This window comes from Cupriavidus gilardii, assembly GCF_013347325.1.
Classification (GTDB): Bacteria; Pseudomonadota; Gammaproteobacteria; order Burkholderiales; family Burkholderiaceae; genus Cupriavidus; species Cupriavidus gilardii.
Genome location: NZ_CP054624.1, coordinates 1559739 through 1572643 on the forward strand (window position 1 = coordinate 1559739; position 12905 = coordinate 1572643).

The window sequence follows — 12905 nt, forward strand, 5'->3', positions numbered from 1 at the left end:
CGCCAGGCGGCGCACGCAAATGCCCTTCCGCCCCTGTCGTCCTGCGCACAGGAGCAGCGAATCGGTGACGGGATCGGATGCGCGCCGGACGGCACGCGGGTCGGTTGCGGATGCGGCCGTGGCTTCCGGCGGGAGGCCGGCACGCGAACGGGCCGCAGCGGGCGCGACGATTGAAACTAGGCCCGTGCCCTTGCCGCGTCAATCGGGCGCTGTCCGACAAAACGGTGCATTGGTGGGCCGGGACACGCACGCCGCCGTCCCGCCGCCGCGGCCGGTGCCCACGCGCACTACAATCGACCGATCCGCCCGATGGCGACCCGATGTGCGATGGGTCTTGCCCGCGCCGGCCCCGCCGCCTCGCCTGCTCAGATGATCTCGCCCACCAAGGGGATGCCGATGCCGCATGCAGCGCCCGCCCGTCTGCCGCTGCCGCCGGAGCTTGCGCCACTGGTATTCGCGCTGGCCCTGGGCGCGCCGTCGCCGGCACGGGCTTACGTCGACCACTATCTGACCAGCACGATCGCCGGCACGATGACGCAGAGCGAGGCGCGCGCCTTCGCTTCCGCGGTCAACCGCGCCCTGACCGCGACCGAGGACGGCACCGCGGTGTCGTGGCGCACCCAGGCGACGCCGCGGCGCCCGGCCACCTACGCCCGGATCACGCCGCTGCAGAGCAAGACCGACCGCGGCCAGCCCTGCCGCCAGATCCGCAGCGAACTGAAGCGGTCCAGCAACGAGGAAAGCTGGACGGGCTGGTTCTGCAAGCAGCCCGATGGCCGCTGGCGGGCACGTGCCGTCGAGGACGAATAACGAAGGAAACAGCGGGGATGGAAGCAGCCGGCAATGACCTTGCCGGCTCCAGGGGAAGGCCGCTCAGCGGCGAGCGCGCACCACGGCGCTCAGCGGCACAGGCGTGCCATCACCTCGCCGGCCAGCGAGCCGGACGAGACCGGCCGCGGTGTCGCGCGCTGCGGCGAGCGGATCGTGTAAAGCGGCTCGCCGCGCGCGAATCGGCGGGGAAACAGCGTCTGTTCGACCACCGCATACATCGACGTCGCGCAGTCCAGCACCATCCGCCGCAGCGACGACTGGATCGGCTCGCCGCTGGTAGTGTGGATGGCACCGCCGACCGGCGCGTTGCGCATCACGACCACACCGATGCGCGCGCCCTGGCGGCGCACCGAGCGCTGGTCCAGGTACGAGATCACGCCGTTGGCGCCCATCAGCGGCAGCCAGCGCTGCGGATCGGGCGCGGACGGGTCTGGCGCGGCCAGCGTCACGCAACCCTCGCGCGGTGTCGACCGAAACACGGTGCCGCCATTCGGTCCCTGGCATTGATAGAGTCCGCCCGCGGCGGCCGGCATCACCTTGCCGCCCGCGGTGTCGGCGTGGGCGTCGGCGCTGAATGCCGGCGCCAGCGTCAGCGAGGCGGCCAACAGCAGCGGCGCGAGCCAAGCGGAAGAACGCAAGCGAAGGGACATGGCGCCGGCGCTGAGGGCGCGGCGGCGCGGTGCGGGCGTGGCGACACGAGACGACATGATGCGGGGCGCGTTGGCAAGACAGGGACGGCCCGGGGACCGGCGGCAGGCGCGGCCGCGACGATGCACGGGCCGCGCGACAGCCGGTATTGTCGCACAGCGACGCGCCGCGGCGGCCGCAACGGTGCCGCCGGCGGCGGCATTCGCTGCGGATCGCGCCGTGTATCGCGCCGTGTATCGCGCCGTGTATCGCGCCGTGTATCGCGCCGTGTGTCGGGCCGTGTGTCGGGCCGTACTTTGCGCGGTGATTCAGGCCCCGGTCGGCGCCGGCCTCAGTGCCCCTGCTCGCGCCAGGCGACCAGCTCGGCGATGGTCAGTACCGGCAGATCGTGCTGCGCGGCGAAGGCCAGCGCCTGTTCGTAGCGTGCCATCGTGCCATCCGGATTCATCAGCTCGCACAGCACCGCGGCCGGCTTCAGGCCGGCCAGCCGCGCCAGCTCGACCGATCCCTCGGTATGGCCACGGCGGGTCAGCACGCCGCCGTCGGCGGCCACCAGCGGAAACACGTGGCCGGGACTGACGACCGCGTCGAGCCCGGCATCGTCGGCGATCGCCGCGCGGATCGTGGTGATCCGGTCGGCCGCGCTGACGCCGGTAGTGACGCCGGTGCGGGCCTCGATCGACACCGTGAACGCGGTGCCGTACTGGCTGCGATTGTTTTCGACCATCGGCCGCAGCCCCAGCTGCGCGACCTTCTCGCGCGTCAGGCACAGGCAGACGATGCCGCTGCATTCGCGGATCAGCATCGCCATGTTGGCCGGCGTCAGCCGCTCGGCCGCGACGATCAGGTCGGCCTCGTTCTCGCGGTCGTGGTCGTCCATCAGCACCACGGGACGGCCTTCGCGCATGGCCTGCAGCGCCTGCTCGATGCGGGTCGGCAGATCGTGGGGAAGCGCCGGCACGATGGCGTCGGCACGATCGGCGGCAGCCGGCGCGAACGCGGCGTGGTCGGCGGAAATATCGGCTTGGGAAGTGGACAGCGTGGACAGCATTGAAACGCTCCTTGCGTAAAGATCAACGGGCGTTTCAGGGGATTGGCGGCGCAAGCGGGAGCGCGCACGACGGCCGGCTCGAAGCGCCGACCTGCGTGATGGTCCGCGACGCTGTCCATTCGCGCATGGCAAGGCGACGAGCCGCCGGCCGCATGCAGGGGCACGCGACCGCGCAGCCCGCGCCGTTCCAGCCGAATCGCATGAGGCGGCAGTGAAGCGGCAGCGATGCTTGCTCGCCCATCTTCTTTCATCCGGACTATGACCGTCGGCCCTGGCCTCTCACCAGGTCTGCTGACCCCGCGCGCAACCATGTCGGATACAACGAAGACATAGAACGACGCGGGCGCTCGCGGGCTCGCCGGCCGCGTCGGAGAACGCGTCCGGCATACCGCCGGTGGGGACTTTCACCCCGCCCTGAAGACGTAACGAAACCGGCGAAACGCGCTTGCTCTTCGAGGAATCGTGGGCCGATTCCCAAAGGCGCACGCCCGCGCCGGCGTTGCGATGTTATCACGCGATGCGGCGTAAGCGCCCGATCTGTACTACAACTAAACGACTTGCGCGGGCGCCGCACCCGCCATGCGGACGCCGGAATCCCTCGAGCCGCCGCAGGCTCTCCGCGCTCTCCCCGCGTTTCCCGTTCCCGTTTTTCTTGCCGCGATCACGATGCCATTCGACGACGACCCGTTTGCCCGCCTGTCCCGCCGCCCTTCCCCATCCCGTCAGTCCATGCGAGCGCTGCGCTGGCTCGTCGCCCTGCCCCTGCTGATTGCCGGCACCGCGGCATGGGCCGACCCCACCGTGCAGATCGCCTACGGCACCGACAGCCGCACCGATGTGCGCAAGGTCGATATCGCCTTCGGCTGGGACTCCGGCTATGGCTGGGGCGACCCGACCGGCCTGCGGCTCGGCCTGCTGTGGGAGGTCAATGTCGCGCGCTGGGACAGCACCAGCGACGCCAACCCGCGCAACCTGTGGGAGATCGGCGCGCAGCCGGTGCTGCGGCTGGCCTGGCAGCGCCATCGCTGGGTGCCCTTCCTCGAGGCATCGATCGGCGTGCGCTTGATGAGCGGGACCCGGACTTCGGACAACCACACGATGTCGACCGCGTTCCAGTTCTCCGACATGGCAGGCGTCGGCATCGCCTTCGGCAAGGACCAGCGCTTCGCCGTCGGCTACCGCTACCAGCACATCTCGAATGCCGGCATCAAGAAGCCGAACCCCGGCTCGGACTTCCATACCGCCTATCTGCGCTACCGGTTCTGAACGGCGGCGTGCGCCGCGTCGTGCCCCAGCGCTTCGAGCGCGAGGCGCGACGGTTCGTCGGCGGGGAAGAAGCATTCGATCCGCAGTTCCTGCAGCGTGACGTCATGCGGATTGCCCAGCGTGGTCAGCGTCGAGAACAGCGAGGCCTGGAAGCCGTCGGCGCGCAGCACCACCGGCAGCACCGGCGGCAGCGGGCCTTCGCTGCCGTCGTCGTCCGCGTGCGGCACGCCGCCGGGGCCGATCATTTCCGGATGCCATTGCGCGATGCGGGCGAAGATCTCGCGCGCCACCCGGTCGTGCGCCTGCGCCTGCAGCTCCTGCCAGACGCGTCGCAGCAGATAGCGGCCGACTTGATGGGCGTTCTCGATCATTGGCCACAGCCCCTGCGGATCGAACACGGTCAGCATCAGGTTGATGCGCGGGCCGCCGCCCGCATCGTTGCCCAGGCCCTCGGGCAGCACCGCGGCGGCGCGGCCGTCGAGCAGCACGTCGACCATGCGCCGATAGGCGCGGTTGGCATCGCTGATGTTCCAGAAGCGGTCCAGCACCACCGCCGGATACGGCTCCTGCTTGGCGAGGATCAGCGCGATCGCCTGGCGCACCATCTGCAGCGGCGGCTCGGCCAGCGCGTGCTCGCTGTAAGCGGGGGCGAAGCCGGCCGCCAGCAGCAGCCGGTTGCGCTGGCGCAGCGGCACGCCGAGCCGGTCCGACAGCGCGAGGATCATCTCGCGGCTGGGCCGTGCGCGGCCCGATTCCAGAAAGCTGATATGCCGCTGCGACACCCCCGCCGCAAGCGACAGCGCGAGCTGGCTGTAGCCGCGGCGCCCGCGCCAGTAGCGCAGCAGGGCGGGAAAGTCGAGGGCGGTTTCGGAGGCGGGGGTCAGCGTGTCCATGGCCGCATTACAGCATGCGGCGCGCGCTGTGGCGATAACCTGCCAGGTAATGAACGGCAGGCGTGCCACATGCCGATGTTATGCTTGACGGCTCGACAACACCCGCGCGCGTAGGGCGCGCACCCTGATGGAAATAGCCATCCTGCTGGCGCTGATCCTGCTCAACGGCGTGTTCGCCATGTCGGAGATCGCGCTGGTTTCGGCCCGCAAGGCCCGTCTGCAGAAGCTGATCGACGAAGGCGATCGCGGCGCGATCGAGGCGGTCAAGCTGGGCGAGGACCCGACCCGCTTCCTGTCGACCGTGCAGATCGGCATCACGTCGATCGGCGTGCTCAACGGCGTGGTCGGCGAGTCGGCACTGGCGCAGCCGCTGGGCCTGTGGCTGCAGGGACTGGGCATGGCGCAGCCGACCGCGGGCTATGTGGCCACCGCCATCGTGGTCGCGGGGCTGACCTACTTTTCCATCGTACTCGGCGAACTGGTGCCCAAGCGGCTGGGCCAGCTGGCGCCGGAAACCCTGGCGCGCGCGGTCGCGCAGCCGCTGTCCTGGCTGGCGGTCGCCTCGACGCCGTTCGTCAAGCTGCTGTCGGGTTCGACCCGGCTGGTGCTGCGGCTGATCGGCGTCAAGAGCGGCACCGGCCCCGCGGTGACCGAGGAAGAAATCCACGCGCTGCTGGTCGAGGGCTCGGAGGCCGGTGTGATCGAACGCCACGAGCACACCATGGTGCGCAACGTGTTCCGGCTCGACGACCGCCAGCTGACCTCGCTGATGGTGCCGCGCGGCGACGTCGTCAGCCTCGACGTCGAACTGCCGCTGGAGGAAAACCTGCGCCGCATCGAGGAGTCGGACCACTCGCGTTTTCCGGTGGTGCGCGGCGGCATGCATGACGTGATCGGCGTGGTCAGCGCGCGCCAGCTGCTGGCGCGCAAGCTGCGCGGCGAGGCCACCGACCTGGCCGCGGTGATGCAGGCCCCGGTCTATGTGCCCGAGAGCGTCACCGGCATGGAGCTGCTCGAACACTTCCGCTCGTCGGGCGGACAGATGGCCTTCGTCATCGACGAGTACGGCGAGGTGCTGGGCATCGTCACGCTGCAGGACCTGATCGAGGCGATCACCGGCGAATTCAAGCCGGACATCGCCGGCGACGAATGGGCGGTGCAGCGCGAGGATGGCTCCTGGCTGCTCGACGGCCTGATCCCGATCCCCGAGCTGAAGGACCGCATCGGCCTGCGCAGCGTGCCCGAGGAAGACAAGGAGCGCTATCACACGCTGTCCGGCATGCTGTTGCTGCTGCTGGGACGGCTGCCGCAGATCGCCGATTCGGTCAGCTGGCTGGACTGGAAATTCGAGATCATCGATATGGACGGCAAGCGCATCGACAAGGTGCTGGCGAGCCGGCTGCCGGCCGAGGAAGGCCCGGAGCCGGATACGACGGGCTAGCCGTCCAGCCTGCGAGGCGAGCCTGCCCTCCCCCCTCTCCCGCAAGCGCGAGAGGGAGCAAGGTCGGAGGTACTGTTTGGCGATGTCGCTTGAATTTGCCGCCGCTGCTGCTCCGTTGCACGCTCCGTGCCGCTCGCGGGAGAGGGGTTGGGGAGAGCGCCTTGGGCAGAGGGCTTGGGGAGAAGAAAGCCGCGACGCCCCTTCATCAAGCGGCAGCTATACTCGACGAACGCAGAAGCCGGAGAACCGCCATGTCCCGCCTGTTCCGCTCGATGCCCCGCGGCCCGCTTGCCGCGCTTGCCACCGCCGCCGCGTTCGCCGCGCTGCTGGCCGGCCCGGCCGCCGCGCACCACGGCTGGTCGAGCTACGACGACAGCAAGCCGATCACGCTGACCGGCAAGCTGACCGAGGTCAAATACGAGAACCCGCACGCGATGGTGCGGATCGACGCCAACGGCAAGCGCTGGCTGGCCGTGCTGGCGCCGATCTCGCGGATGCAGGCGCGCGGGGCGACCGCCGACAAGGTCGCGGTCGGCCGCGAGGTCACCATCGTCGGCTACCCCAGCAAGGAACACGGCGACGAGATGCGCGCCGAGCGGATCGTGCTCGACGGCCAGACCGTCGAACTGCGCTGACTGTCCCGCAGCGGGCGCCGTGGCATCGCTGACCGGGCTGGGCGCCACGCTGGCGTCGTTGCCGCTGTCGAGCGCGCTGCGCGCTTCGGCCTGGGCCTACCCGCTGGTCGAGATCGTCCATCTGGCCGGCATGGCGCTGCTGTTCGGCACCATCGCCGTGGTCGACCTGCGGCTGGCCGGGCTCTGGCGCAACCTGCCGGTGACGGCGCTGCTGCGCCAGGTGCTGCCGCTGACGATGGCGGCCTTCGTCGCGGTGGCCGTCAGCGGCGTCCTGCTGCTGCTCGCGCATGCCGACGAGCTGGCGACCAATCCGGCGCTGTATGCCAAGCTGGCCCTGATCGCGGTCGGGCTGCTCAATGCGCTGGCATTTCATCTGTGGCCGTACCGCGCCCTGCAGCGGGCCGACGGCCCCGCCGACTGGAACATCGGCGCCCGGCCGCCGGGCTGGGCGCGCACCGCGGCGGTGCTGTCGCTGCTGACCTGGACGCTGGTGATCGCCGCCGGCCGGCTGATCGCCTACGTCTAGCGCGCGCTCGGACGCCACTGGGTCCCTGCTTTGGTGGGGACGACGGGGACCCGGGCCGGTTCGTCATTGCCACCCACGCCGGCCCCGCTTCGTTACAAATAGCCACACTGCCCTGTGCGCAGCGGGCCGCACCGATTGTAAAATCGCCCCGTTCGCAACACCTCAAAAGGAGCGCAGTGTGAAAAAAGGTTGGATTTTTGGTGTGATGCTGGCTGTGCTGCTGACCGGCTGCAACACGATGGCCGGCCTGGGCCAGGACATCCAGCGCGGCGGCCAGAAGCTCGAAGGCGCGGCGGACCGTCACAAGTAAGCCCGCGCAGCCGGGCCGCGGCGCAAGCGGCCCGGCTGTCCGAGGGACCCGCCCGGCTCCGCGGGCGAACGCCGCCGGCCACCGGCCAGCGGCGCTTTCTCGGCGTCAGCGCCCTCGCTGCCGCCGCCGCAACGGCGTGGCAAACAGCTCGTTGCGCGCCGCCTCGGTGTTCGCCGTCACGCAAGGATGCGTGATCCGGCGTTCGACCGAGATCGCGAAAAACTCCTCCACGACGTCGTACGTAGCGCCCAGCACGCGCACGCCGTACTGCTTCTCGATGTCCCGCTCGAGCACTGTGGGACCGACGAAGACACCCATGCCCCGCCGCCCGAACTCCTTGGCCAGCGCGCTGTCGTCGCACTCGGCGACCACACGCGGGCGCAGCGAATGCGCGTGCAGCCAGTTCCGCAGCCGCTTGCCGACAGCCGAATCCTCCGCCGGCATGACCAGCGGCGCACCGTCGAGATTTGCCGGAAAGCGCCCGCCGCGTGATTCGAGCAGCCCCGGCGCCGCGAAGAAGCTGACACCGCAACTGCCCAGGTGATGGTTGAACGCCGACACGCTGACGTCGGACGGAATCGGCGCGTCGGCAATCACGAGGTCGAGCCGATGCAGCGCCAGCTCGCCCAGCAGCATGTCGAGCTTCCACTCGCGGCACACGATGCGCACCGGCTCGGGCAGTTGCGTGGCGGGCTCGATCAGCCGGCAGGCAATCGTCTTCGGCACTGCATCGGCCACGCCCACGCGGAACTCCAGCAGCTTGCCCTGGCGAGGGTGATCCCGTATCGCTTCCTCGAGCTCCGCGCCCATCGAGAAGATCGCCTCGGCATAGCCCAGCACCATGCGGCCGGCATCGGTCAGTGCCAACCCGCGCCCGCTCTTCGCAAATAGCGCCATGCCAAGGGCCTCTTCCAGCGACCGGATCTGCGCGCTGATCGTCTGCGGGGCAACATGCAGGCGCTCGCTGGCGCGCAGCACGCCACCGAGCCTGGCCACCTGCAGGAAATAGTGCAGATGCTTGTAGTTCATCGGCTGTCCCCCGCTCGCCGCCAGCCGCGCGCGCGAGATTGTCAGGTTCTATCGGATGATGGTATCCGAACAATCTGCTTTTCACGCATTGTTTCCGGGTCTAGATTTTTTCCATGCGCCACGGCCGCGCTTCGGCTCGCGCCCGCGTCAACGGCCGCCTTGGCGGCCTCCCGCCCGCCTCTCAGGAGACATCGACATGGCCACGCTCCTTCTGCCGTGCGACGGCTCGCCCAGCGCCCTGCTGGCCGTCCGCCACGCCATCGACGAGTTCCACCGCGGCGATGCCAGCCGGGTCCACCTGCTGAACGTGCAGCCGCCCTTCTCGGCCTACGTCGCACGCCACGTCTGCCGCGAGCTGCGCGCGCAATTCCAGCGCGAACGCGCCGACGCGGAGCTTGCCGAGGCGCGGCAGTTGCTCGACGCCGCAGGCGTGCCCTGTTTCACGCACCGCGAAGTCGGGGACACGGCCCAGTGCATCGCCGAATCCGCGCGCCGGCTGCACTGCGATCGCGTGCTGATCGGCACCACCCGCAAGGGCGCACTGGTCCGTGCGATCGAACATTCGCTGACGAACCGGCTGCTCGATTGCTGCACGGTGCCGGTCGAGGTAGTCGCCGGCGCGCCGGCAGGCATGATCGAGCGGATCGGCATCCCGGCCGGCGTGGGCGCCGGGGTGGCGCTGGTCTGGGCAAGCGCATCCTGACATGATCGTCGATTCCTTCGCCACCGCGCCCATGTGGGCGGGCTTCATCGCCTTCGTCATGGCGATGCTGGCGCTGGACCTCTTTGTCTTCGGCGGCAACAAGGCGCATCGCGTTTCCGTCAGGGAGGCCGGCGGCTGGGTGGCTGCCTGGGTGACGATGGCCTTCACGTTCGCGGCGCTGCTGTGGTGGTATCTCGATGCGCACGCCGGCCGGGAAGTCGCCAACGGCAAGGCGCTCGAGTTCATCACCGGCTATCTGATCGAACAGTCGCTGTCGGTCGACAACATGTTCGTCTTCGTCATGATCTTCAGCTACTTCGCCGTGCCCCCGGAGCTGCAGAGGCGGGTGCTGCTGTACGGCGTGCTGGGCGCCATCATCATGCGCGCCGGCATGATCCTGGCCGGCGTCTGGCTCGTGCAGGAGTTCGCCTGGATCCTCTACGTATTCGGTGCCTTCCTGGTCGTGACCGGCATCAAGATGCTGGTCTTCGCGGACCGGCAGCCGGACCTGGAAAAGAATCCGCTGCTGCGCTGGCTGCGCCGGCACATGCGCATCACGCCCGCCTTCGAGCACGAGAAGTTCTTCGTGCGCATCGGCGGCGTGCGTTGGGCCACCCCGATGTTCCTGGTGCTGATCATGATCGAAGCGAGCGACCTGGTGTTCGCGATCGACAGCATTCCGGCGATCTTTGCCGTGACGACCGACCCGTTCATCGTCTTCACTTCCAATATCTTCGCGATCATGGGGCTGCGCGCCCTGTACTTTCTGCTGGCCGACATGGCAGGGCGCTTCCACCTGCTCAAGTACGGCCTCGCGGTCGTGCTGGTCTTCATCGGCGGCAAGATGCTGGCGGCGCCGTGGTTCCACATGCCGGTGCAGTGGTCGCTGGCCATCGTCGGCATCGTGATCCTGGTTTCCGTGCTGATCAGCCTGGTGCTCTCCGCCCGCAAGCTGGACCGCACCGCGACATGACGTGCGGCAATGTGCCGACGCGCCGGGCTGGAGCAGCGCTTGCGCGTCAGAGCAACTCTTCCGGCGTAAACGGAGTCAGCAAGTCGATCCAGAACCGTTGCGACCAGGTGGTATCGGGCTCGGTGTCCAGCACGACGGCCTGCTTGCCCTGCCCGTCCACCCATTGCAGCTCGTCGTCCTCCGACAGCTGCAGCCGCCAGCTGTTGACGCCGATGGCGCCCGAGAACAGCTGCGCGACCTGCCCCGCCAGCCGCTCGTTGCGCACGATGATGCCGGTCTCGGTGTTCTGCGTGATCGAGCGCGGGTCGAAGTTCATCGAGCCGACGAACAGCGTCCTGCGGTCGACCACCGCGGCCTTGACGTGCAGGCTGGCCTGCGAAGACTTGAAGTCCCCGACCGCGCGCTGCTGCCGATGCAGCCGGGACTTCAGCTCGTGCAGTTCGACGCCGGCGCGCAGCAGCTCCTTGCGGTAGCGCTTGTAGCCGACGTGCACGATCGGCGAATCGGTCGCCGCCAGCGAGTTCGTCAGCACGCGGATCTTGACGCCGCGCCGGGCCAGTCCGCTCAACCACTCGACGCCGCGCTTGCCGGGCACCAGGTACGGCGAAATGATGATGATCTCCTCGCGGGCCTCGTTCATCATCCGCGCGACCTCGTCGGCCAGCGTATCGTCGCTGTCCGGCAACTTGTCGGGTTCGACCTTGGCCGGGTTGTCGACCAGCACGCTGGCGCGCGCCCATTCGAAGTTCAGCCTGCCGCCGCGGGCGAGTTCGCGCGCGAGGAAGCTCTTGTTCGGATCGATCTTCTGCGGCGCCGTCATGCCGCTCGCCTCCAGCCGCTTCTGCTCGGCCTCGCGCTGCGCGGCCTCGTCGACCAGGGCCTGCTCGGGCGCGGGCGAAGCCGAACCGCGCGAACCGCCCGACCCCGATCCCCCTGTCCCACCGGACCCGCGCGCGGCGGACGCCTGCACGCCCGAACCCGGCGGCGTGCCCGCCGGCCCCGGCGCGGCCTCGTTCGGGTTGGCCAGCGACTCGACCGGAAAGGCGTACTGGCTGTTCCAGTATTCGTCGAAGCCCGCCGACAGCCGGCGCACAGCCGGACCGGCCACCACCACGTCGAGGTCGACGAAGTTGGTATCGGGCGCGCGCAGGAAATAGGCGTTGCCGATATTGCGGCCGCCGGTCATCGCCATCGCGTTGTCGGCGATGAAGACCTTGTTGTGCATGCGCCGGTTGACGCGGCGGGCGTCGCCGACCACGCTGATGAAGCGCGTCAGCTTGGAGAAGCGCCCCGCCGGAAACGGATTGAAGTAGCGGACCTCGATATTGGGATGGCGGGCGAACCGCAGGAAGGCCGGATCCTTGCCGTCGCTGTGCAGGTCGTCGACCAGCAGCCGCACATGGACGCCGCGCTCGGCGGCCGCGCGCACTCGGCGCAGGATTTCGCGCGACGATTCGTCGGCAGCGACGATGTAGTACTGCAGGTCGAGGGAACGGGTGGCGCGGTCGGCCAGCGTGATCAGCGTGCCGTAGGCGTCTTCGCCCGACGACACCACGTGGAAGCCGGACAGCGCCGGGTCCGGCGTACTGCTGGCGACGACCTGGCCCAGCGGGGTATCGGCCCAGCCGGCGAAGGCAGTCGAAGGCCGGCGCGGCACGTCCTGCGGCAGGCTGGCGCAGGCGGAAGCGCTGAGCGCCAGCGTCACCGTGGCAAGCCAGCGCAGCCAGCTTGCCGTGCGCGGCCCCGCTTTCCCACACGACACCGCAAGCGCCGTCATGCCGACTCCATCAGTCCCGATGCTGTCAGCTTAGGCGGCACCAACGGCGCGGACAATCGGCCTTTGTCCGACAGTCCGAAAGCGCGGGAGGGAGCCGGTGCTCAGCCGCGCCGCAGCGCCGCCGCTTCTTCGGCCAGCGCGCGGATGCGCGCCCAGTCGCCGCTGGCGACCGCGTCCCTGGGCACGACCCAGGAGCCGCCGACGCAGACGACGTTCGGCAGGGCCAGATAGCCCGGCGCGCGCGCCGCGTCGATGCCGCCGGTCGGGCAGAAGCGCAGCCGCGGAAGCGGCCCGTTCAGCGATTTCAGCATCGGCATGCCGCCGGCGGCCTCGGCCGGGAAGAACTTCAGGAAGGTAAAGCCGGCCTCGAGCGCGGCCATCGCCTCGCTGGCGGTGGCCACGCCGGGCAGCAGCGAAATGCCGGCATCGCGCGCGCCTTCGGCGAGCCGCGGCGTCAGCCCGGGCGACACCGCGAATTGCGCGCCGGCGTCGCGCACCGCATGCAGCTGCGCGACGTCGAGCACGGTACCGGCGCCGACAATGGCCTGCGGCAAGGCGGCGGCGACCGCGCGCATCGCCTCGAGCGCGACCGGCGTACGCAGCGTGATTTCGAGCACCGGCAGGCCGCCGGCGACCAGTGCCTCGGAGACGCGCAGCGCCTCGTCGACGGCGTGGAACTCGAGCACGGGGATGACCGGCACGCCGGCCAGGCGGTCGATCAGCGAGGGAGATTGGCTAGGCATGGCGTTATCGGGAAGAAAGTCGGTACGGGTTGAAGGAAAGCGCTGTCCGTCGTCGCACGGCAGGACGCGACACGGGGAC

At 69.5% G+C, this 12905-nt stretch carries 14 protein-coding genes and 1 riboswitch; of the genes, 8 read left to right on the forward strand and 6 right to left on the reverse strand.

Annotated features, from left to right (window positions below):
* Positions 1-369 precede the first annotated feature (369 nt).
* Positions 370-810: a hypothetical protein gene (locus FOB47_RS07110; RefSeq protein WP_226995050.1), complete on the forward strand. Its 441-nt coding sequence runs from the start codon at positions 370-372 to the stop codon at positions 808-810.
* Positions 811-899: 89 nt separating this feature from the next.
* On the opposite strand, the gene FOB47_RS07115 is transcribed toward FOB47_RS07110, so the two are convergent.
* Together FOB47_RS07115 and ribB are read right to left on the reverse strand one after the other, a co-directional pair.
* Positions 900-1481: a surface-adhesin E family protein gene (locus FOB47_RS07115; RefSeq protein ID WP_390884830.1), complete on the reverse strand. Its 582-nt coding sequence runs from the start codon at positions 1479-1481 to the stop codon at positions 900-902.
* Positions 1482-1810: 329 nt separating this feature from the next.
* On the reverse strand, positions 1811-2530 hold the full coding sequence (gene ribB, locus FOB47_RS07120; protein ID WP_174780418.1) for a 3,4-dihydroxy-2-butanone-4-phosphate synthase: 720 nt from the start codon (positions 2528-2530) through the stop codon (positions 1811-1813).
* 235 nt (positions 2531-2765) lie between these two features.
* Positions 2766-2956: riboswitch (FMN riboswitch) on the reverse strand.
* Between the two features lie 240 nt (positions 2957-3196).
* Between ribB and FOB47_RS07125 the strand changes: the two genes are divergently transcribed.
* Positions 3197-3796 carry an acyloxyacyl hydrolase gene (locus tag FOB47_RS07125; RefSeq protein WP_226995049.1) on the forward strand — a complete coding sequence of 200 codons (600 nt, stop codon included), beginning with the start codon at positions 3197-3199 and terminating at the stop codon, positions 3794-3796.
* On the opposite strand, the gene FOB47_RS07130 is transcribed toward FOB47_RS07125, so the two are convergent.
* Positions 3784-4689, reverse strand: a complete 906-nt coding sequence (locus tag FOB47_RS07130; RefSeq protein WP_174780419.1) for a helix-turn-helix domain-containing protein — start codon at positions 4687-4689, stop codon at positions 3784-3786. The genes FOB47_RS07125 and FOB47_RS07130 overlap by 13 nt on opposite strands.
* Positions 4690-4816: 127 nt before the next feature.
* On the opposite strand from FOB47_RS07130, the gene FOB47_RS07135 reads away from it, so the two are divergent.
* The 4 genes from FOB47_RS07135 (at position 4817) to FOB47_RS07150 (ending at position 7601) form a co-directional block, all read left to right on the forward strand.
* Positions 4817-6130 carry a hemolysin family protein gene (locus FOB47_RS07135; protein WP_174780420.1) on the forward strand — a complete coding sequence of 438 codons (1314 nt, stop codon included), beginning with the start codon at positions 4817-4819 and terminating at the stop codon, positions 6128-6130.
* Positions 6131-6381: 251 nt separating this feature from the next.
* A complete protein-coding gene (locus FOB47_RS07140; protein WP_390884831.1) occupies positions 6382-6765 on the forward strand; it encodes a DUF6152 family protein in 384 nt (127 codons plus the stop codon).
* A gap of 19 nt (positions 6766-6784) precedes the next feature.
* Positions 6785-7291: a DUF6644 family protein gene (locus FOB47_RS07145; RefSeq protein ID WP_053823708.1), complete on the forward strand. Its 507-nt coding sequence runs from the start codon at positions 6785-6787 to the stop codon at positions 7289-7291.
* Between the two features lie 178 nt (positions 7292-7469).
* The gene (locus tag FOB47_RS07150; protein ID WP_006578423.1) at positions 7470-7601 is read left to right on the forward strand and encodes an entericidin A/B family lipoprotein; all 132 of its coding nucleotides are present in this window, start codon (positions 7470-7472) and stop codon (positions 7599-7601) included.
* Positions 7602-7706: 105 nt separating this feature from the next.
* Here FOB47_RS07150 and nhaR read toward each other — a convergent pair whose 3' ends face one another.
* Complete coding sequence (gene nhaR / locus FOB47_RS07155) at positions 7707-8630, reverse strand: transcriptional activator NhaR (RefSeq protein ID WP_174780421.1); 924 nt, start codon at positions 8628-8630, stop codon at positions 7707-7709.
* A gap of 196 nt (positions 8631-8826) precedes the next feature.
* Here nhaR and FOB47_RS07160 point away from each other — a divergent pair, with 196 nt between their 5' ends.
* Both FOB47_RS07160 and FOB47_RS07165 read left to right on the forward strand, forming a co-directional pair.
* Positions 8827-9333, forward strand: a complete 507-nt coding sequence (locus tag FOB47_RS07160) for a universal stress protein (protein ID WP_053823706.1) — start codon at positions 8827-8829, stop codon at positions 9331-9333.
* Between the two features lies 1 nt (position 9334).
* A complete protein-coding gene (locus tag FOB47_RS07165; protein ID WP_174780422.1) occupies positions 9335-10306 on the forward strand; it encodes a TerC family protein in 972 nt (323 codons plus the stop codon).
* Positions 10307-10352: 46 nt separating this feature from the next.
* Here FOB47_RS07165 and FOB47_RS07170 read toward each other — a convergent pair whose 3' ends face one another.
* Complete coding sequence (locus FOB47_RS07170; RefSeq protein ID WP_174780423.1) at positions 10353-12083, reverse strand: phospholipase D family protein; 1731 nt, start codon at positions 12081-12083, stop codon at positions 10353-10355.
* A gap of 101 nt (positions 12084-12184) precedes the next feature.
* Positions 12185-12826, reverse strand: coding sequence for a bifunctional 4-hydroxy-2-oxoglutarate aldolase/2-dehydro-3-deoxy-phosphogluconate aldolase (gene eda, locus FOB47_RS07175; protein WP_053823704.1), 642 nt, complete (start codon positions 12824-12826; stop codon positions 12185-12187).
* Between the last annotated feature and the right edge of the window lie 79 nt (positions 12827-12905).

Coding starts and splice junctions, on each gene's coding strand:
- FOB47_RS07125 (WP_226995049.1), top strand. CDS start 3,197: ATGCCATTCGACGACGACCCGTTTGCCCGCCTGTCCCGCCGCCCTTCC.
- FOB47_RS07115 (WP_390884830.1), bottom strand. CDS start 1,481: ATGTCCCTTCGCTTGCGTTCTTCCGCTTGGCTCGCGCCGCTGCTGTTG.
- FOB47_RS07165 (WP_174780422.1), top strand. CDS start 9,335: ATGATCGTCGATTCCTTCGCCACCGCGCCCATGTGGGCGGGCTTCATC.
- FOB47_RS07135 (WP_174780420.1), top strand. CDS start 4,817: ATGGAAATAGCCATCCTGCTGGCGCTGATCCTGCTCAACGGCGTGTTC.
- nhaR (WP_174780421.1), bottom strand. CDS start 8,630: ATGAACTACAAGCATCTGCACTATTTCCTGCAGGTGGCCAGGCTCGGT.
- FOB47_RS07160 (WP_053823706.1), top strand. CDS start 8,827: ATGGCCACGCTCCTTCTGCCGTGCGACGGCTCGCCCAGCGCCCTGCTG.
- FOB47_RS07140 (WP_390884831.1), top strand. CDS start 6,382: ATGTCCCGCCTGTTCCGCTCGATGCCCCGCGGCCCGCTTGCCGCGCTT.
- ribB (WP_174780418.1), bottom strand. CDS start 2,530: ATGCTGTCCACGCTGTCCACTTCCCAAGCCGATATTTCCGCCGACCAC.
- FOB47_RS07110 (WP_226995050.1), top strand. CDS start 370: ATGATCTCGCCCACCAAGGGGATGCCGATGCCGCATGCAGCGCCCGCC.
- FOB47_RS07170 (WP_174780423.1), bottom strand. CDS start 12,083: ATGACGGCGCTTGCGGTGTCGTGTGGGAAAGCGGGGCCGCGCACGGCA.
- FOB47_RS07130 (WP_174780419.1), bottom strand. CDS start 4,689: ATGGACACGCTGACCCCCGCCTCCGAAACCGCCCTCGACTTTCCCGCC.
- eda (WP_053823704.1), bottom strand. CDS start 12,826: ATGCCTAGCCAATCTCCCTCGCTGATCGACCGCCTGGCCGGCGTGCCG.